Source organism: Photorhabdus namnaonensis (assembly GCF_001684335.1).
GTDB lineage: Bacteria > Pseudomonadota > Gammaproteobacteria > Enterobacterales > Enterobacteriaceae > Photorhabdus > Photorhabdus namnaonensis.
In genome coordinates this window covers 51,095-71,182 of the sequence record NZ_LOIC01000018.1, presented here as the reverse complement: position 1 = coordinate 71,182, position 20,088 = coordinate 51,095, and the positions used below count along the sequence as shown (strand labels likewise).

Sequence of the window (20,088 nt, the reverse complement as noted above, 5' to 3'; positions counted from 1 at the left end):
TGTGTCTACGACCATGATATGGTGTGGAAAACTCAGTATTATCAATGAATTGATGTATGTAACGATGATTTATTATTTCTGCTTATCTTTATTCCACTTACTGGCCATTTAGCGGAATTGAGAAGAAACGCGGTTGGTTGTCCTGTTGCACCAATAACGGGAGTGCCGACGTTTAATGAAACGCCATATGGAATGGTATGAAAAATTTCAGGTGTAATTTCAACGAAGTTCTTAGTTAAAAATTGAATTGATTGAGTGGAATCGGTTTGGAAACGCGTTGAAGTTGCCAAAATAAAATCCAATAAAGACAATATGTTGGAGGGTATTTTTGAGAGGTTTAATACTTAAGGTTCAGTGTATTATCGGTGATTACGAGTAATAGTTTCATGTAACGATAACCATGATCATTTGTATTTTGAATATTAACATTTTAATACAATAATGACTTGACAGCTAAAAAAAACCTACAATACTTATGTGTAATGAAAATTCCAGTGTTGCATTACACATAAATAACAATGGAGGATGTATCTATGATCACTCAAGTAACAAACATAGAAATTCTTGAAGAAATTGCTTCTGATATGGATATTGAAACAGCTGTTGTTGAAGTAGATTATGAAGCAATCGGGGGTAAGACAGCACCTGAATTTTAATTTTTTAGCCTTACTTCTTTTTATAAGTAGTAAGGCTACACTAAAGGCTTGAAAATATGTATTTGAAAGTTAAGGATGATATTATCTGTTTGGAAGACTTAGGTTTTTGTTTTTTCCATAACGGTGAATTAATGGTAAAACTAAAAAAAATATTGGTTATGAAAAGTTTTGAGGATAGTAATTTGGCTATTCGACTTTCTGAAAGATATCCACTTTTTTTCACATTATGCCAAGTAACTCATGATGGAATATTTTCATATGAACAAAGTGTTCAGAGATTTACACTGCCATAATATAATGTCCTGTGAAAATAATATTCGCTTAGCATTAGTTGCATTGCCTTATGGAGAAGGGCCGCAGGTCATCATGCCTTTGGGTCTTCAGAATATTTCCGCATATATCAAGAAAAATACAAGTTTTGTCAAGACTAAAATATTTGATTATTCAGATTTAACTCAGGACAGAACAGAGGAGTTAGCTGATTTAATTGAATGGAAACCAGATATTGTTGGGATTTCGATTTATAGCAGCCATGTTGATACAGCATTAGTTTGGGGAAAAATAATTAAGAATCTAATTCCTAACTCTCTCCTTTTTTGCGGTGGTCCGCATATAAGTTTGGCCGCAGAAAATTTTATGCAAACTGGAAGAGATATTTATAGTGTGGCTTTTAAAGGAGAGGGAGAATATTCTGTAAAAATTCTGGCGGAGATTTTCAACCAGTTTAAAAAGCAGTATGGTGAATCAATACCAGCAGAGAATTATTTGTATTTTGAGTATTTTAGAAAAAATATAGTAAATGCTGTCTATTTCGACAGAAATGATCAGTTGCAGGTCAGTAGAGTTGAGAAATACCAACTTCCTTCAGAGGAGTGGGTAAACCCTCTTATGGAGTATGATTCAGAACGCTTGCAAAATTTGATTTTTACTGACAGACGGGATGGACGCAAAAGAAAAGCTATTGCCTTTACCAGTAGTCGAGGTTGTCCACTAACTTGTTCATTTTGTGCGATTATTGCCGCAGATGCAGAAGGCCCCAGATGGCGTGCTGTAGACGCTGATATTTTGGTTAATTGGATTAAAGAAGCACGCGAAAAATACGATTTCCAGCATGTCTATATGATGGATGCGAATTTTTTTGTGAAGAAAGATAGAGTATTAGCCTTTTCTAAAGGGTTACATCAGATTGGAAATGGTGATATTACATGGAGCTCTTCTTCTACAGTTCGCTATTTACTTCGTCTACGAGAAGAATTACCTACTCTGGTTAAAGAGGGATTAAGGTTAGTTGAGATGGGTGTTGAATCAGGCTCTCAAACTCAACTCAACTATATGAATAAACGTGTGACAGTACAGGAGAATATCGATGCTATCAGGGCGTTACAAGAAAATAAAATTGATATTGGATTAGATTTTATCATGTTTTACCATGATCAAACAAAAACTGAGATTATCGAGAATCTGACATTTTTGATCAAATCTGGTATGGCAGAGCATGAGTCCCTTGATCATTATTTTAATTTAATGATGTTGTATCCTGGTACTCCAGTTAGAATTAATCTCGAAAAAAAACTGGGAAAATTATTCAGTTTAAATAGGCTGCCTAACAGTCGAGAGCTTATTAGTGATAATGGGGTAAAAAAGATTTATCATTTATTCATTGATAAATTTGCTAAGCCTTGGCTTCATCAGTTAGAAGAAGCGATATCATTAAATTTGGAGGTAATAAGAAACAATAGAAAAAATAAATTGTTATCTTCTTCTCTTTCGTTAAGGAATGTATATCTGAGGCACATTCCATTTAAAGTATTGTGGGAACTTTGTCATGCAGATGATCTCTCTGATATGAATTCCGCAGTCAAAGATTTTAATATTTACACAGATGTGATAAGCAACACCATAAAAGAGAACACCCGTTTTTTTGGGATAAGTAAAAAATATTTTGGTATTGAAACAGTAGGTGTTGGTGGAAGAAGAGGAGAAATTGTGATGATACAAAGCGTGGACGGCAATAATACACAATGATAAGTTTTTTCTTAAATTAGATTAGTGATTGGGGGAATCAATGGATGAGATAAAAGACATGTGTATTGGTCTGAGTGGTGATATTGAAAAACTTCGTTTCGTTTATCATGGAAAAAATAAAGATAGGAATAGCATCTTTCATAAAATTGGGCATTTTAGTCTGGGAGCAAGGGTATGGGATGAATTTGATGATGAAATTGTCGCGATGGCTAATATGGGTAACATGACGATCTCTTTTCATCCGGTTGATATCAATTTCTCAGGTAAGCTTATTAAAGAAGAAATGCTTCGTTTAAAAAAATTGATAAAAAAACTACCTATTTCTTATATAGAAGAGGATATTGGTATATGGCGTTGTGGAGATCTTTTTCTAGGACCTCATCAAACGAATCCTGTACTTAATGAGGAAAGTATCCTAGTAACTGCAAAAAATATTTTGTTTGCACGAGAGTTTTTTGAAAAAGAGATTGCTTTGGAAAACCCACCCGTATATAGCGAATTAGGTGATATAAACTTTTGGGATTATTATATTAAACTTTGTGAAGAATCTAAGGCTTATTTTGCCTTCGATTTAGGACATTATATTGGGTATTGCCGAACACTTGAGTCCGATGCAACTGTTCTGCCTGATATGGATAATGTGATTTGGGATAAAATTATAACGATACATATTTCCGGGATGAAAAAATGGAAATGGAGGGGGGTATCGGTGTGGTTAGATCAGCATTCAGATCCATTTGATGCGGATTTGATTTCGTTATATAAACAGTGTAAATCACGGTGCAAACGACTGGAAAACACGTTACTTGAACAAGAAGGTGCTAGCCATCAAGTTGAAAAACTAAACATTAATAGCATTTGGGAGGCTATCTATGAAACGTCGCCAAGATTTACATATGAATGAAGATAGTTTAGAGAGAATGTCGAATCTTTATTCTGGAAGAGCTTTATTAGAGTTTAATATCAACCAAACCATTGCAGAAAATCACTTGCTATTTGATAGAGTCAGACGGTTTTTAGATATAACTCGTGCGGTTCATAAACGGTGGATTTATGTTTCGAAATATATTCTTTCTCTTTCTGATGAATGTGTTTTGATTGATGTTTTTGATGAGTTTCATATAAAAGCTTCTACAAGCCATAGTATTTCAGCAGCATCATGTAATATTTTCTATAACAAGATAAAAAATTCAGGCAATGAACTCTTTGTAGAATTACTGGACTACGAGGATTATGTGAATCAACATCCAGGGAGACATTATATTTATAGTAAAGATAATAAGGATAAAAAGAATATTTTGGTACCTTATGATCTAGAGTCACTCTATTTAAGTATTATGTTTTATGCTCGTGCTTCTGCTCCTTCATTTTTATATAAAACGATACTGACTGAGCCAGGTGTAATCTACAAGGAGAGTGTGTAAAGATGGTTCTTCTCACTATTGCGCGAGCAGATGCTATGTATAGCAGTGTTGCTATGAGTGTAACGATACTTGAGCTGGCCCTTATTGCAACCAATGAACATTTAGGTAATTTTTCACTAGAATTTACACTTATTTCCCAATTGGTTATTTCGTTAATTATCGAATTTGCCTCTGGCAGTCTGATGAGTTTTAATTTTGGGTTAGCGAGAACAACTGTAATTGGATTTGGGTTAAAACTATTATCCGCATTTCTTCTTTTAGCGGGTTTTGCTTTATCTTATATTGGTTATTTTTATCTCGCTTGGTTTATTATTATTATGTCATTTGTATGTGATGCGGCTGGAACAGGATGCTTAAAAACAACATTCAGACCTTCATACAATATGATGAGCATTTTTAAAATCGGTGAACCCGCTGATTATGTCAATTCTTTTAAATACTATCTTTCCATCAGATTGATATTACCATTTATTCTTCTTGGCATAACAATTGTGCTGATTGGTTTTTTTAATGAGAAAGTGGCCGCAATAGCAATTTTTTCTATGATCATGATATTAAGGTTGATACAGATTTTCCAATCTAAAAAGGATCTTGATTGTATTCATAAAGAAAAAAACAATAATAACGCATTGGGATTTTACAAATTAAAAGACTTTCTATCGGTAGTAAAATTAAACGTTCCGAATTCCCTGTTTTTTATTACAGGAAATATATTTGAATCTATAGTACTTATGTATTCCATTGGATTATTATACAAATATCAAGTTTACCTTAATCTTCCCAATTACCTTGCATGGCTTGGCAGTTCATCTGTTGCATTTGTAATTTATCTTTTTTCCGCAGTTATGGGTAATCAAATTATGGTCAGACTTAAACGGTTCGAGACGAGTATTCAGCTAAAACAGTCACTGGTCTTGGTTTCATTGCTTGCATCCACTTTATTGTTAATTTCTCCACTTGGGGCTAGTCAGTTTATTGCGCTTTCATTTTTTAGTCTGATAGGTGTATCCGTTGGTCTTATTATGACTCGTATTGCGATCAATACAGCCCTTTATGAGTTTGATGAAAGGAAAAGTGTTGTTTTCTTCCTCTTTGTGGAAACGATGACTACTGGTTTCATTATATTATTTGCCATAGCAGGAAGCATATTTTTTAAAGAGGATAGCGTGATAAAGGCATTTTGCGTAGGACTCATTGTTTTTTTGTTGAGTTATTTTATCTACACCTTTTTTGTTAAATCGCCTTCTTTTTATAAGAAGAATAGCTAATGAAAATGAAGTTGCTCTATCATCTTATTCAGCATAAGAAGAAATTATGTGGTTTAAAACTTTTTATACTCGTTATTTTTCAAGTTGTTTCTTCGTTGGCTACACTCGCTCACCCCGGTCACATAGTTTGCTGTGCTCCCGGGGATTCACTCTCTATGCTGTCGTGATGCTATGCACAGGAAATGCCTTTGTCCGTGACGTTAATCTCTGTGATTTTGCTCGATGTGCGTGAAAATAATCCCGCAGATTTTAGAAAAACAACAAATTTTGTCGCCAAAGCGACATTCTTGCATAAAGTGTTTTAACATTTGGTCGTTAAATACGTACAATCCCGTCCCTGAATGTGTTCTCTACAGAATAGGCTTAGTTTGTCACTGATCCCATTTTATACATCGCGGAGTCGTCTGCCAGCTTGGCTCGGTATATTCGCGATACTGATGTTGTTCATTGCGCCAGTGATTTCTAGGTCACTGGAACATGCGCGCATTGGGGAGGCTCATTCATCGAAAGTGGTCGATTGCCATGTGGCGATGTCATCTGACGATGATATGCCTCGGAATATGTCTCATTCTGACGTTTCTTCAGCATCATATGTTACTAACCATCATGATGGCATGCAGATGGGTATGCACGGTGGTGGTATGTCTATGCTGGAGGATATTGCCTGTGGATACTGTGTCTTTCTGATTCATATACCTATGCTGGATTTGGCGAATACACCGCTATTTTGGTCAACTTCGCTGACTTCACGGCCACCACCGATTCAAACTGTAGCTTCCTTTCTGCCGCATTTCATCTTTTCTGATTCATTGCCTCGCGCTCCGCCTGAACAGATCTCATCTCATTAATTTAAACATAATGAAATGTCTTGTCCTGCTCATTGTTGAGTCAGGAAAAGTCTGTTCATACCAAAAATAATTTGGTTGGATTCTATAACGTATTCCGCTTTTGATAGAAATATCACTTTGGAAGGTGGATTTACATTTAAGGCAAGATGATGATATTCGAAAAAAATATTTCTTATAAAAAAAATATGCTGTCCCGTTGTATTAATTCGGCAATGCCACTTTTTCTGTTAGCTGCTTTTAATGGTTATGCAGCTGAAACTTCACCTGATTCACGCGACCATGTGCACGGTTCAAAAACCAATGATGGTGATGTGATCACGGTAACAGCACCTTTGCATTCTCCTTTGTCAATTGTCACCTCGCCAAAAACGCCTCGTCAGCCGGTTCCGGCAAGTGACGGCTCTGATTATTTGAAAACCATACCCGGATTTTCTCAAATCCGTAACGGTGGCACCAATGGTGACCCGGTATTTCGCGGAATGTTTGGTTCGAGGATTAAACTTCTGACTGATGGCGCGGAAATGCTAGGGGCTTGTCCTGGTAGAATGGATGCCCCTTCATCCTATATTTCACCGGAAAGTTATGATTTGCTGACAGTCATTAAAGGACCCCAAACCGTATTGTGGGGCCCCGGTGCTTCCGCTGGGACCGTCAGGTTTGAACGTGAACATCCCCGATTTGATGAGCCGGGAGCAAAAATCAATGCCAGTGGATTGACGGGTTCAAATGACCGTTGGGATGGCAATGTTGATGCTAGTGTCGGCAGTGAATTGGGATATTTACGTTTAATGGCAAATAAATCCCGTGCAAATGACTACAAAGATGGTGGTGGGTATCGTGTTCCTTCACGTTGGGATAAATGGAATAGTGATCTCGCGTTAGGGTGGACGCCGGATAAAGATACATTGCTTGAATTGACCGCCGGGAAAGGTGATGGTGAGGCCCGTTATGCTGGACGTAGCATGGATGGCTCGCAATTCAAACGTGAAAGTCTCGGTTTACGTTTTGAGAAATCCCACCTCAGTGAGGTGCTTGATAAGGTTGAAGCCCAAGTTTATTACAACTATACCAACCATATTATGGACAATATCACTTTGCGTTCTCCGAATAGCCCTATGTCAATGGGTATGCCTTCTTCGGGTTGTAAGCATGGATGTGGTATGCACATGAATATGAACCACGGTATGTCGATGCAACTGGATCGTCGCGTTGTCGGGGGGCGAGTCATGGGCACTTGGCTATGGCAAGAGTTCAAATTGGAAAGCGGCGCAGATACACAAACCAATACCCACCGTAATAAAGCAGGTAATGGCTGGCAAAAGGATGCTCAATTTTATAACTATGGCCTGTTTAGCGAGCTAACTTGGTATGCCACAGAACAGAGTGAATTAATAACCGGCGCCCGTCTTGATCGCAGCCGAGTAAAGAAATTTGCTGGCAATAGTGAAAAAGAGCGTAATGATACTTTACCGAGTGGTTTTATGCGGTTAGAGCATACTTTGGCTGATATGCCAATGATGTTTTATGCCGGTATTGGTTACACCGAGCGTTTCCCTGACTATTGGGAACTGTTTTCGCCTAAATATGGTCCGGCGGGGAGTGCCAGTGCTTTTGATGGGGTAAAAAGCGAGAAAACCACCCAGCTTGATATTGGCGCTCAATATACCGGGGAACGTTTTAATGGTTGGGTATCCGCTTATATAGGGCGTGTAAATGATTTCATCTTATTTAGATATAGCCCGACAAACGCCCGTATTAGCCAGGCTGATAACGTTAATGCCAATATTATGGGAGGGGAAATGGGCTTTGGTTATCAATTGACAGATCATTGGAAAACGGATGCCAGCCTAGCCTATGCTTGGGGAGAAAACCGGACGGATAACAAGCCGATGCCTCAGATCCCACCTCTGGAAGCCCGCTTCGGCTTGACCTATGAACGTGGTGATTGGAGCAGTACCGGTTTGTGGCGATTGGTGAGCAGCCAGCATCGGATTGCCGAGGGGCAGGGAAATGTTGTCGGTAAAGATTTCCAAGATAGTTCAGGTTTCGGCGTACTTTCTGCAAATGCTGCCTATAAGGTTAACAAAAATATAAAAGTGAGCGCGGGTATCGACAATATTTTGGATAAAGAATACAGCGAACACCTCAACCTTGCTGGTAATAGCACCTTTGGTTATTCAGCGAATAGCTCAGTGAATGAACCCGGCCGGACAGTGTGGGCGAAATTAGATATAAAATTTTAATAAAAAAATGGCGTCCAATTATTGGGCGCCAATTATTTGCTTTCCTTTTTCCTGATCGATGATTATTTCTTATTACCGATATACGGATAAACTTTTACATAATCCACATCGAATGTTGCGGTTGTTGTATTTATCGGGCCATAACCTTGAGCTGGATAATTGCGCGGTACTTCGGAACTTAAAATAATATATTGGTTGGCGATTGAAATTGGAACTTGATCTAATCCTGACAGATTTTGGCGGATATCATCAATATAAAATGTATAACCTTTTGGTGTCCATGCCACCGCGAATTTATGGAATTTACCATCAGCAAGTTGACTCATAGACATTTTCTTTGACCACTGCTTATGAGCGCTGCCGTAACCATTCCAGTGAATAGCGTGATCATATTGATCCTGTTTCGCTTCGGCTAAATGTTCAAATACATCAATTTCGACGCCTGATTTTTCTGGGTTGGTTAAGTCTTTACCCATTGTTGGTGACTGGACCCAGAATGCGACCTGATTACCTTCCGCGCGCTTAAATCTGACAGCGGCTTCCCAATAGCCATATGCTTGCAGGAAACTTTTTTGTGTTGAAATCATACCGCAATAATTTTGTAGCTTGCCAGAAGAACTATCGGAATAGGTTTTTATGGTTAAATGACCATTCTTTACGATAACGGCGGATTGAGTATTAATACAATTGTTTCTAACTCCCAAGCCACGGTAATCCCATTTTTGGGTATTAAGCGTAGTGCCATTAAAATTATCTTCGAATGACGGTGTGGAGCTAAATTCATTGGGGACTTTCGCCGAAGCGTACCCGCAGATCAAAGAGCTTAATAACAATGTATAGGTTAGCTGAATTTTCATCTATTTTCCTTGTATATTTGGCGTGAATAATCGTTATTTATCCGAGAGCTATTATTGATTTCCCCGTTTAGTCACGGAGATATGAGTTACTTTATCGAGTATTGGCGACGGGGTTACCGATTTAATTTATTACCCCTATACCCGTTATCTTTCAAGTTGCCTCTTTGTTGGCTGCACTCGCTCACCCCGGTCACATAGTTCTCTGTACTTTTCGTTTTAGTCATTCAATATAGTGTTAACATTGGTTGATAAAAATGAAATGGAATTAAATTCGGCAACATGGGTTGGAAAAAATAATTGAGATAGGTAGAGTAAAAAAACAGTGAGGATCGATGAATAAAACCCCGTTCGTCAGAACGGGGTATATAACAAATTTAAATTATTTCGATGCATCCAGAGCTTGGGCAAGATCAGCAATAATATCGTCGATATGCTCAATGCCGATTGATAAGCGAATCATATCCTGTGATATGCCGGCTTTAATTAACTCCTCATCATTTAATTGGCTATGGGTTGTTGACGCTGGATGACAGGCGAGTGATTTAGCGTCGCCAATATTAACCAGCCGCACAATCAATTTTAGTGCGTCAATAAATTGTGCACCGGATTGTTGCCCGCCTTTAATACCAAAAGAGAGGAGCGCTGATGGCTTCCCATTGACATACTGTTGAGCCAGTTCATGTTCTGGGTGGTTTGGCAACCCGGCATATTTCACCCAACTAACTTGAGGATGATCTTGCAGATAATGAGCGACTTTCAGCGCATTTTCAGTATGACGTTCCATTCTTAATGCCAGTGTTTCCAATCCTTGCAAGATAAGGAAAGCATTAAAAGGCGATAATGCGGCACCCATATTACGTAGCGGTACCACACGGCAATGCCCGATAAATGCCGCTTTACCGAATTGTTCGGTATAAATGACGTTATGATAGGAGGGATCTGGGGTAGTTAATACAGCAAACCGTTGCTTATATTTTTTCCAGGGGAAATTGCCGGAATCCACAATAATGCCGCCAATAGAGTTACCATGCCCTCCCATATATTTGGTTAAAGAGTGAATAACGATATCAGCGCCATGCTCGAAGGGGCGACAAAGCACAGGGGTGGCGACGGTATTATCAACAATTAAAGGGACGCCATGACGATGGGCGACTTCGGCAAATTTTTTCAGATCAACAATATTACCGGCCGGGTTACTAATAGATTCACAAAATACCGCCTTGGTACGATCATCAATCAGTGATTCCAGTGCTGCGATATCATCGTGTTCAGCAAACCGTGTCTCAATCCCGAATCGAGGCAATGTATGAGCTAGCAGGTTATGAGTGCCGCCATATAACTTAGCGACAGATATAATGTTATCTCCAACGCTGGCAATGGATTGAATCGCACAGGTGACAGCCGCCATGCCAGATGCGACGGCTAAAGCAGCGATTCCTCCTTCAAGTAGAGCGACCCGTTTTTCTAATACATCATTAGTCGGGTTCATAATGCGGGAATAGATGTTGCCCTCAACCTTTAAATCAAATAGGTCGGCGCCGTGTTGGGTATCGTCAAACGCGTAGGATGTCGTTTGATAGATAGGAACGGCAACGGCTTTGGTTGTTGGATCAGGGGAATATCCGCCGTGGATAGCAAGAGTTTCTGGTTTCATTTTCGATCTCTTTTTTTACGGTAAGATGACATATATCTTTGATAAATAGGTGTAATCGGCTTTTGTTAAGACCATAGCCTGACTTACTATTGTTTACAATTGCTCACAAGGAACTTGATTTATATCTCTTTTTGATTGATGAACTATTACTGCCTATCCCAATAGGGCTATTTTATTTGCCATTTTGAACCTGGGCAGTGCTCAAAATCCTCACGTACTACGTGTACGCTCCGGTTTTTCCGCGCTGTCCGTGTTCAAACTGCCTGCAACAATTACGCCTAATTGGAACAGGCACTTAGAATAGATATCTGTATAGACATGATATTTCCGCTAATTATTTATTAATTAAAGAAACAATTTGAAAAAGTGACTAATTATCTGCTTTAGCTATATTAGTGTATTTATTTTTTAATAATGTGGATGTTATCACAAAATACTTCAATAGTTTCAGCCAAGTAACATTAGCTATTAAAATAGAAAATGGGAACAAAATACTGAAATAAATATCCAATCTTTTATAAGGATCACAAAAATCTCTTTGAAATAGTTAGTTTTCGTTAGATTGCTTTAATTTATTTATTCACTGTTGCCTGAGAGAAAATAGCAGGTATACTCGTAATTCTAATTTTTTCAGACTTTTTTAAATGATTTTGGTCGTAATTTATTGTTAGTATGATCAATTATTGGAACTAACCAATAAATTAATGGGATTCTTATGGCTAAGTTTTCAAACCGGCGGGAGTTAAAACAACTTTTATTTTTCTCTTTCCCTATCATCGTGAGTCAGATAGCGCGTACAGCAATGAGTTTTGTTGATATTGTGATGTCTGGTCACTACGCTACGGCTGATTTAGCGGCGGTAACATTAGGAAGTAGTATTTGGTTTCCTATATTTGTATTAGGATATGGGACGATTATCATGTTGGCGGCAGATGTCGCAAAGCAAAAAGCGCAACATGATGACGAAGGGATTAAAGACAGTCTTAAAAATTACTTGTTTCTGGCGGTGATACTTTCGATACCAATAATTCTTTTATTGATGTTAGTGAGCTGGCTACTTTCGTTCATCGGTATTGATGAGCATATTTTAGAAATTACACAGGGCTATGTTATCGCTTTGGCGTGTGGTGTTCCTAGTGTTATGATATTTAATGTGTTTCGTTCATTTCTACAAGGATTGGAAGACACAAAAATCGCCATGTATTTGTCTGCGGGCTCCTTGTTATTGAATATACCATTAAATTACATATTTATTTATGGAAAACTGGGTTTACCAGAAATGGGAGGCATTGGCGCGGGTATTACAACCGCAATTATTAATAATATAATTGCTGTATGCCTGGTTATCTATTTCTTGCTAAAGAAAGAATATCGCCGATATAGGCCAGATTTTAGCTTGCCGAAATATCATGCTTTGGTTAGGACTTTTTATATTGGTATGCCAAGTGGATTGGCTCTTTTTGTTGAAATGGTTTTTCTAGATGTGATTGCGATAACCGCTGCTCCTTTAGGTGCTCAAGTCATAGCTGCGCATAATATTATGCTTAATATTACCTCTATCATCTACACCATAACTGGGGGGATTGCAGCCGCTGTGACGGTGAAAGTCGGTTCCTATATTGGGAAGGGGGATAGAACAGCATTAACAGGGACTATAAGGATCTCAATTGCTTTAATTTTATCTATTTCCGCAGTTATTGGCGTTTTAATCTACTATTTCGCTGGTTCATTTATTTCACTCTATACTAACGACAATGGCGTCATAGTAATTGCGCTTAACATAATCTTCTTGTTATGCCTATTCCAGTTATTTGACTCTTGTCAGGCGGCTTTATCCGGTATTTTACGGGGCTTTCATGATACCCGATCAGTATTTTACGCGCCGTTATTCGGTTATTGGCTAGTTGGTTTGCCATTAGGGTTTGTTTTGGCTTTGACAGACTGGGTAACCGAGAGGATGGGAATTATAGGGTTTTGGTATGGATTGGTTTTGGGCCTTTTTGTGAATGCTATTTTGCTGTTTGCCATATTAAAGGTTAGACAGAGAGGAATGATTTCCCAAGTAATTGCGTATTAACTTAAAAACTATCATGTTCACATAAATTCCCTGTCGAGAGATAGGGGGTTTTTCTTAAGTTATTTAAATAACTTAATTAAACTCTTTAATCTTAGAGTTAGAAGAGTATCAATATTGTCATTTGTTTTGTAAAAAATTATAGTTAATAAAAATTTACTCTCTAAGGCTATGGTTATTTAAGTTTTCATCAATGAAAGGTAATGTTTAGTTAGAGTTTAAGTCATGTTGGTAATATTTTTATTTTAGTGAATTTAGTAAGTTATATATTAGTGATTATTCTCGGAATGAATATATTTATATCTGGCGTAATAATTTTACTTATTTAAATCATTTGGATGAAATATATATTTTTGATTTTTATTTTTCATTGTTAAATAGTTCTTAATTAATGTGAAATAGCTAATTTGGTATCAAATAGTTACCATTCAAACAATAACATTGTAATTAATTTACAATAGAAATAATTTCTCATTCATATATCTATATGTATTGATTTTTTTACGCTTACTATTGGTGATTCACCTAATATTATGTCCATAATTATATTAAGGTTATGGTAAATATTTATTTAATAATTAAATAGTTATCTATATTAATTGCCATTCTATACAAATAGATACAATTGTTTTATGATAATGATTATCATTTCATTTTTTATTAAAAGTACGTTAATATGCGCGCCAGTCTTCGGACGGTACTAAAACTATGTAATTAAGCAATACTCTAACATTTAATTAGTTAACATAAGGAATATGCTATGAACAAAGTTAAAGTGTTAATTGCAGTATTAGGTACATGTGGATTAGTAACACAAGTTATGGCTGATCCAGGTTTTGGGCAAACTCAAAAGTTTGATGCGAATAAACCTAGCATTAAGGTTGGTGTGACTAAACAAGGTGGTTCTGGTCATGGAAGTCCTGGAGGGGAACCGGGAGTTGGGGTACATTCCATTGCTGGTGGTCAAATTGTTAGCTTTTCAGGGCTTACCCGTTATGCCGCAGCGGATGCGAATGGAATTCACAAAATTTCTATGCCGGGATCGGGCAGCCACAGCGGGATGGGAGTATTTAATTTTAGTAAAGTGGCTAACGCTGATGTCTATTTTGGTGAATGGTCGCAAACCGGCAAGATAGATGATACTAGTCATACCGCTTATTATTCCGGTAAAGATGTCACGGCTAATTTGCCTACCGGTGGTGTTGCAACTTATACGGTTAAAGGAATTAACCAATATAATGGTAGCAATGCTCTACATGGGACATTTACTGCTGATTTCGGGCAGAAAAGACTCTCCGGTTCAATAGCGAATAGCGCACTTACTGTCGGTATCAATTCCGTTATTAAAGCTGATGGTTCATTTACGGGTAGAGCAACCGCTGGAAATCTTGTCGGGACAAACAATGGTCACTTCTTTGGTGATAAGGCATCTAGTTTGGCTGGTGTGGCTAAATTTGATGCAGATCACAGTAAAGATACTGCCTTTGGTGGAACTAAGAACCCATAATATGAATTTGTATTAGCTGAATAAGGCAAAGTTCATATGGGCTTTGTCTTATTTGGTTTATTTATCGGCTCGATTATGAAGCAGTGATATTCCGATGTTAAATATACCCATTATCCGTTTTTCAATATTAATCAATTGTTTGTTTATTTATCCCTCTTTGGTTCTGGCAGATGAAGATACCGGTAGAAGATTGTGGCATAACGTACAACGAAATTTACAGGATCAAGAAAAAGCGCTGGTCACGGATGAAACCGTGGATAAAAAAACGGATCATTTATCGATAGTACTTAATGGTCAAACGTTCAGTGTTGAGAATAATGTAAATGATATCGGCCAAGCGCTCTATTTAGCCATTAATCATCAACAAGTGAAGGATGTCGAGCGCTTTTTGTTGATATACCAGAAGTTACCTGGACATGATACCCAATTGGTCCATTTTGCTCAGGCAAATCTGGCGCGTTCTCAGGGTGATTTGGTAGCAGCAGAACAACATTATCAGGCCATATTGCAGCAGCAACCTGATTTTACCCGGGCTAAGTTAGAGTTAGCCAGGGTCTATTATGAGAATCAAAAAAATAGAGAAGCTAGCTTACTATTTAATGAGATTTCAGCGGTTAGTCGCGATAATCAAAATAAATTACCACCAGCAGTCATTAAGAATATAACTAATTATCAGGAGGCGATTAATTTGCGCAATTCTTGGCGTGGATCTTTTTCTGTGGGATATATTTTTAACGATAATACGAATATGTCGCCAGATAAGCCCCCTGCCTGCACTGAATATTATAAAGGTGTTGGTTGTATAACTGAACGCAAGTTGCCTATGGCAAAGAAGGCAAATGGTATTAGTTATGATGCTACGTTACGTAAGATATATCCGCTAAGTGGTCACCACGGTGTTTTTTTACGTTCGATGACTTATGGAGAAAGTTATCATCATCATAGTGAGGAGAATGAAAATACCACTTCTGCTTATTTGGGTTATAGTTATAAAACCCAAAGAGATGATTTCCTAATGGGGCCAGTTGTTGAATTTAATTATGTTGGTAATCATTCCCGTTATCGTACTACGGGAATAAAATCCGAATGGATAAATATTCTATCTAAAAATCTGGTATTGAATTTGGAAGGTGAATATAAGCAGTTTCGTTACCATAAACTTTATAATCATAATGACGGCAATATGACTTCTGTTTATGCTACCTTATCTTATTATTTAACTGATCACACCATTACCTTTGCGGGTGGTGATTGGGTTAATAAAACCAGTGTTGAAAAAGCGGATAATTATCAGCAAAAAGGCGTGCGGGCAGGCATTTCCACTCAATTATATCCGGGAATTAATGCAGTAGTATTTACTGCATTACGCCAGCGGCAATTTGGTGATTACAGTGTACCTCTAAATGCACGTCGTAAAGATAATGAACAATTCTATGCGGCAATTGTGAGTATGCCTAAATTTGAAGTTTTCGGTTTAACCCCGGTAATCACATATCGATTTAGAAAAAATAGTAGTAATGTTGATTGGCTCTATTCCTATAATAAGAATGAAGTGTTAGTCAAGTTTGAAAAGTATTTTTGATACTGGTTGAAGTAACAAGTTATTTCAATCCACACTATGGCAGATAATGATTATGTATAAATTAAATAATAAATATAGCAAAATAACATTCATGCTGGCATTGGCCTACAGTATGATGCCTTATCGTTCTGATGCGGAAACATTAATAACTTTGGCTCAGTCATCTAAACAGCCCGCTGAAAATAAGGCTGACCTCGGTAAAATTAACGTTTCAGCGACCAGTGAAAAAGATAAAGCAGGTTATGATGCGGTTTATGATAAAGATATTACTAATATTTACTTGGGTAAGGATTTGGTAGAACGCTATAAGGGTGCTTCACCGGCGGATGTTTTAAAAAGCGCGGTCGGTGTATTTAGTGGTGATTCGAGAAACAGTGGTGCATTAGATCCTAATATTCGTGGCATCCAAGGGCAGGGACGGGTACCTGTCACCATTGATGGTACCGAGCAGGCAATTACCACCTGGCGTGGTTATAACGGTGCGAACAATCGTAACTATATTGATCCTAACTTGATCAGCAGCATTGAAATAGAAAAAGGTCCATCATTGACTCGTGGAGTAAAAGGTTCGATCGGTGGGGCGGTAATGATCAAAACTCTGGGGATCGATGATGTGGTGCCAATAGATGAGCGATTTGGTATTAACTTGAAATTGGAAACCAGCAGTAATGCCGTTAAGGAACGGGTGCCGCATCTGGAATTGGGACAAGATTATCGAGATATTCCCGGTTTTAATCAGGGATTTAATTATGTTGATCCCGCGTTGGAAATTACGCCAAAAACCTCGAAAGATAATAAATTATTGGGCCTAAAAGATAATGCGATACGTCTGGCGATAGGTACCCGACAGGAGTATTTTGATTTAATGGCAGCTTATAGTTATCGCAGTAAAGGAAACTATTTTGCTGGCAAGGGCGGCGCCCATCGCTATGATGAGCCCATTAATAAAAAGGATATAGAAATCCTTGATGGTGGGACCCGGCCGTATGATCCTTATCTGCCTTTTATCGCACGTGTATATCGCCCCGGTAATGAGGTGCCGAATACCTCCAGTGAAATGGAATCTTGGTTGCTTAAAAATAACTGGTACCTGGCTAATCAACAGACGATTGGGTTTGGTATCCGCGATACTAAAACGATTTATGGTGAGATTATGCCTTCGCGGCTGGGTTGGGTTCGGGCAGAAAGTAATGTGGTACCACAGTGGCCGCTGGCGAATGTACATCAGCAGGCATTTAATCTGGATTATAAATGGAAACCTGACGGGAACAAATGGGTTGATTTTGATATGAAATTTTGGATTACCCGTACTATCAGCGATACCAATACTGCCGGGGGATATCCACGTGAACCGCGAGAGCGGGATGCCGTTTGGGATGTAAATGGTAAGGAAAGAGATCCAAATAAAGATGGTCGCCTGGTAGATACTGCTTCTACCAATACCCATAATAACCGTTGGGGTGTTGATCTCTCTAATGCTTTCGAATTGACCTCAAGTTTAGATTTAACCTTATCAGCTAGCCTACAACAGGAACGTTTAGGTTCCCATGATGATTATAAAGGGAAGAATTTTTCTAGTTTTCGATCGCCACCAAGAAAAGGGCGCCGTCAGGAGAATAATATTGCTTTTAATTTTGACTGGCGGCCTACTTCATGGCTGGCGTTAAGTGCTGGTGCTAGACGGGTAAGCTATTGGTCTAAGGATGATTTTTTAAATGAACGTTTGGCTGCCCGTGATATTGGTTATAGTAAGGATGAAAAATTGGTTGGTCAGGGGTTGCAATATATGAGAACACTTACTGAGCGGGAAGCTATGTTGCATAAAAAATATAGCAATTGTGTTGATGATTGTTTTGATGATTTAGATGAATATTTAGAATATGAAGAAAAGAAGATCACAGAATCAAAAGAACGAGATTCAATTTTTCGCCCTATGGTACCGGTAGATGTACTTTGGAAATATCATGACGATGGTAAGTTATATAAACAAGATAATCCCTATTTCAATGGGGAGCTTGATATGAATGAGCGCGTTATTGATCCTGTGACGAATAAAGAAGTGTATAAATATGAATACAGTGCCGCTCAACAGAATAGCCGTTATGTTGATAGCTCTGGAGAAATATTAAATAATAGTGATAAGGGCGTTTATAAAGCGAAAAGTGAAGAGGAGCGTTGGTCTAAACAACCTAAACGTAAAGATCATGCTTGGGCGCCGGTATTTTCCGCAACCGCTTATGTGAGTGATCATGCACGTATCTATACCCGTTATGCCGAAGCGGTACGTATGCCGAGTATTTTTGAAGATACCGTTGGTTTTTCCTCTGGTTTAACTGATAAACCGACACGCGCTTTTAAACCTGAACGTAGTAAAACGGTGGAAGTGGGTTATGTACATGATTTAAGCCAGTTATTGGGCGCGGAGCGTAATGCGGATATTAGATTCGCTTATTATAATACCATCATTGAGAATGTCTTTGATCGTGACAGTAACTTTGTATTTACTCAGTTAGATAAACAGAAACTATCTGGTTTAGAACTACAAGGACGTTATGATAACGGCAGTTTCTTTACCCATTTTGGTCTATCTTATAATCTTAAAAATAAAGTTTGCGATAAAACAGCATCGCTTGTATTAGATCCTAGAAACCAGTTTGGTGTTCCTGAATGTATTGATGGTGGTTTTCCCGGTGGTTATTTAAGGACAACTATTCCACCGCGTTATTCTCTTAATCTAAATATTGGTGGTAGGTTATTGGACGAAAATTTAGAAATTGGCAGCCGAGTATTATACCACAGTAGCGTGGAGAATAAGGATGAAAAATGGTTAATGAAGAAATTACCCGGTGCTTATAAAGGGATAAATAATAATCCGATGCACTGGAATTCGGTCATGACTATAGATGCTTATATTAATTATCAGGTTACGCCAGATATAGTCGTTGAATTATCCGGCACTAACTTAACCGATCGCTATTATCTGGACCCGTTAACGCGTTCCATGATGCCGGCGCCCGGACGGACGTTTAAGCTTAGTGTCACCAGTCGGTTCTGACTCTTTGAGGGAGATTCGCCGGTTGCCGTTAAGAGCGTTGGCAATCTCCACAGATAACGAACGGAAAGATGGCTTGAAGTTATGATGAAAAATCGTTTTTATATTGGCTTGTTTGCTTCCTTACTGTTACACGCGAGTATTATCGGGTTTATGGCGCGGCATTTACTGCGTGATGACAGTGCGAATAATCAATCAGTGAATTCGCCAATAATCAGTATGTCAATAGAAATGGTTGCTTCGGCAGCGCCGGCCGGACAGGAACGACCGGTAGAGCCGGAACCTAGTCCGCCCCCGTTACCGCCAGAGATAGCGGTAGCGGAATCACCGCATGAGGCAAAAATAGTACTTAATAAGCCACGAAAACAGGAACGACCGAAGCCGCCGCCAGAAAAACAGGCGGATGCTAAACCGAAGAACAAGCCTCAGCCACAGAAAGAACCGGTAGAAGATCCTCAACCAAAACTGGCAGAGCGTGGGCGTAAACAGGGAGCAGAGCAAAATCAGCCAGAGCAAACGGAAGGCAGCGCTCAATTAGCAGGGAGAGATGCTGCGGATTCACAAGCTGGCGCCCGTCAAGCGACGACCAGTCAACCAATGACTGGCGTGGGAGCTGATGAGTTACAAAGCTATCAGGCTGCCTTGCGTCGTGAGATTGAAAAACATAAACGCTATCCGCGTCGGGCTAAGAAGATGAAGCAGCAAGGGATAGTTCAGGTCAGGTTTAGCTTGCTGGATAGCGGCGATTTGACGAATCACCAATTAGTGCAGAGTTCAGGCGCTGATGAATTGGATCGGGCTGCCCTTACGGCGATCCAACAAGCTCGGTCGGTAGGGCTGAAACCGGCCGGTTTGCCAAGGGAGCTGACTTTAGCGATAGAGTTTAATTTGAAATAAA

Annotated in this window: 15 protein-coding genes; 12 read left to right on the top strand and 3 right to left on the bottom strand. The window is 38.7% G+C overall.

Features of this window, described 5'->3' with window-relative positions:
- Positions 1 to 41 precede the first annotated feature (41 nt).
- The gene (locus Phpb_RS25680; RefSeq protein WP_131817490.1) at positions 42 to 290 is read right to left on the bottom strand and encodes a hypothetical protein; all 249 of its coding nucleotides are present in this window, start codon (positions 288 to 290) and stop codon (positions 42 to 44) included.
- 243 nt (positions 291 to 533) lie between these two features.
- Here Phpb_RS25680 and Phpb_RS27200 point away from each other — a divergent pair, with 243 nt between their 5' ends.
- The 7 genes from Phpb_RS27200 (at position 534) to Phpb_RS02700 (ending at position 8,464) form a co-directional block, all read left to right on the top strand.
- The gene (locus Phpb_RS27200) at positions 534 to 656 is read left to right on the top strand and encodes a hypothetical protein (protein WP_258152180.1); all 123 of its coding nucleotides are present in this window, start codon (positions 534 to 536) and stop codon (positions 654 to 656) included.
- A 258-nt stretch (positions 657 to 914) separates the two neighbouring features.
- Positions 915 to 2,681 (top strand): B12-binding domain-containing radical SAM protein, encoded by a 1,767-nt coding sequence (locus Phpb_RS02725; RefSeq protein ID WP_065389064.1) that lies wholly within the window; start codon positions 915 to 917, stop codon positions 2,679 to 2,681.
- Between the two features lie 40 nt (positions 2,682 to 2,721).
- Positions 2,722 to 3,585 (top strand): multinuclear nonheme iron-dependent oxidase, encoded by an 864-nt coding sequence (locus tag Phpb_RS02720; RefSeq protein WP_065389063.1) that lies wholly within the window; start codon positions 2,722 to 2,724, stop codon positions 3,583 to 3,585.
- Positions 3,554 to 4,105 carry a hypothetical protein gene (locus tag Phpb_RS02715; protein WP_065389062.1) on the top strand — a complete coding sequence of 184 codons (552 nt, stop codon included), beginning with the start codon at positions 3,554 to 3,556 and terminating at the stop codon, positions 4,103 to 4,105. Before Phpb_RS02720 ends, Phpb_RS02715 begins: the two co-directional genes overlap by 32 nt.
- Before the next feature lie 2 nt (positions 4,106 to 4,107).
- Positions 4,108 to 5,373 carry a hypothetical protein gene (locus Phpb_RS02710; RefSeq protein WP_065389061.1) on the top strand — a complete coding sequence of 422 codons (1,266 nt, stop codon included), beginning with the start codon at positions 4,108 to 4,110 and terminating at the stop codon, positions 5,371 to 5,373.
- Between the two features lie 368 nt (positions 5,374 to 5,741).
- Positions 5,742 to 6,221, top strand: coding sequence for a DUF2946 domain-containing protein (locus Phpb_RS02705; protein WP_065389060.1), 480 nt, complete (start codon positions 5,742 to 5,744; stop codon positions 6,219 to 6,221).
- 149 nt (positions 6,222 to 6,370) lie between these two features.
- On the top strand, positions 6,371 to 8,464 hold the full coding sequence (locus Phpb_RS02700; RefSeq protein WP_082302515.1) for a TonB-dependent copper receptor: 2,094 nt from the start codon (positions 6,371 to 6,373) through the stop codon (positions 8,462 to 8,464).
- Positions 8,465 to 8,526: 62 nt separating this feature from the next.
- Here the strand turns inward: Phpb_RS02700 and Phpb_RS02695 are convergent, their stop codons facing one another.
- Both Phpb_RS02695 and Phpb_RS02690 read right to left on the bottom strand, forming a co-directional pair.
- Positions 8,527 to 9,321: a glycoside hydrolase family 16 protein gene (locus tag Phpb_RS02695; RefSeq protein WP_065389059.1), complete on the bottom strand. Its 795-nt coding sequence runs from the start codon at positions 9,319 to 9,321 to the stop codon at positions 8,527 to 8,529.
- Between the two features lie 379 nt (positions 9,322 to 9,700).
- Positions 9,701 to 10,975 carry a bifunctional O-acetylhomoserine aminocarboxypropyltransferase/cysteine synthase gene (locus Phpb_RS02690; RefSeq protein WP_065389058.1) on the bottom strand — a complete coding sequence of 425 codons (1,275 nt, stop codon included), beginning with the start codon at positions 10,973 to 10,975 and terminating at the stop codon, positions 9,701 to 9,703.
- A gap of 715 nt (positions 10,976 to 11,690) precedes the next feature.
- On the opposite strand from Phpb_RS02690, the gene Phpb_RS02685 reads away from it, so the two are divergent.
- The 5 genes from Phpb_RS02685 to Phpb_RS02665 all read left to right on the top strand — a co-directional run bounded on the left by Phpb_RS02685 (position 11,691) and on the right by Phpb_RS02665 (position 20,087).
- A complete protein-coding gene (locus Phpb_RS02685) occupies positions 11,691 to 13,052 on the top strand; it encodes an MATE family efflux transporter (RefSeq protein WP_065389057.1) in 1,362 nt (453 codons plus the stop codon).
- A gap of 757 nt (positions 13,053 to 13,809) precedes the next feature.
- A complete protein-coding gene (locus Phpb_RS02680) occupies positions 13,810 to 14,556 on the top strand; it encodes a Slam-dependent surface lipoprotein (RefSeq protein WP_065389056.1) in 747 nt (248 codons plus the stop codon).
- A 94-nt stretch (positions 14,557 to 14,650) separates the two neighbouring features.
- Entirely contained in the window at positions 14,651 to 16,138 is a 1,488-nt protein-coding gene (locus Phpb_RS02675; protein WP_065389055.1) for a surface lipoprotein assembly modifier, read from the top strand.
- Positions 16,139 to 16,190: 52 nt separating this feature from the next.
- Positions 16,191 to 19,193: a TonB-dependent receptor domain-containing protein gene (locus tag Phpb_RS02670; protein ID WP_205634725.1), complete on the top strand. Its 3,003-nt coding sequence runs from the start codon at positions 16,191 to 16,193 to the stop codon at positions 19,191 to 19,193.
- Positions 19,194 to 19,274: 81 nt separating this feature from the next.
- On the top strand, positions 19,275 to 20,087 hold the full coding sequence (locus tag Phpb_RS02665) for an energy transducer TonB (protein ID WP_065389054.1): 813 nt from the start codon (positions 19,275 to 19,277) through the stop codon (positions 20,085 to 20,087).
- The last annotated feature ends 1 nt before the right edge of the window (position 20,088 follow it).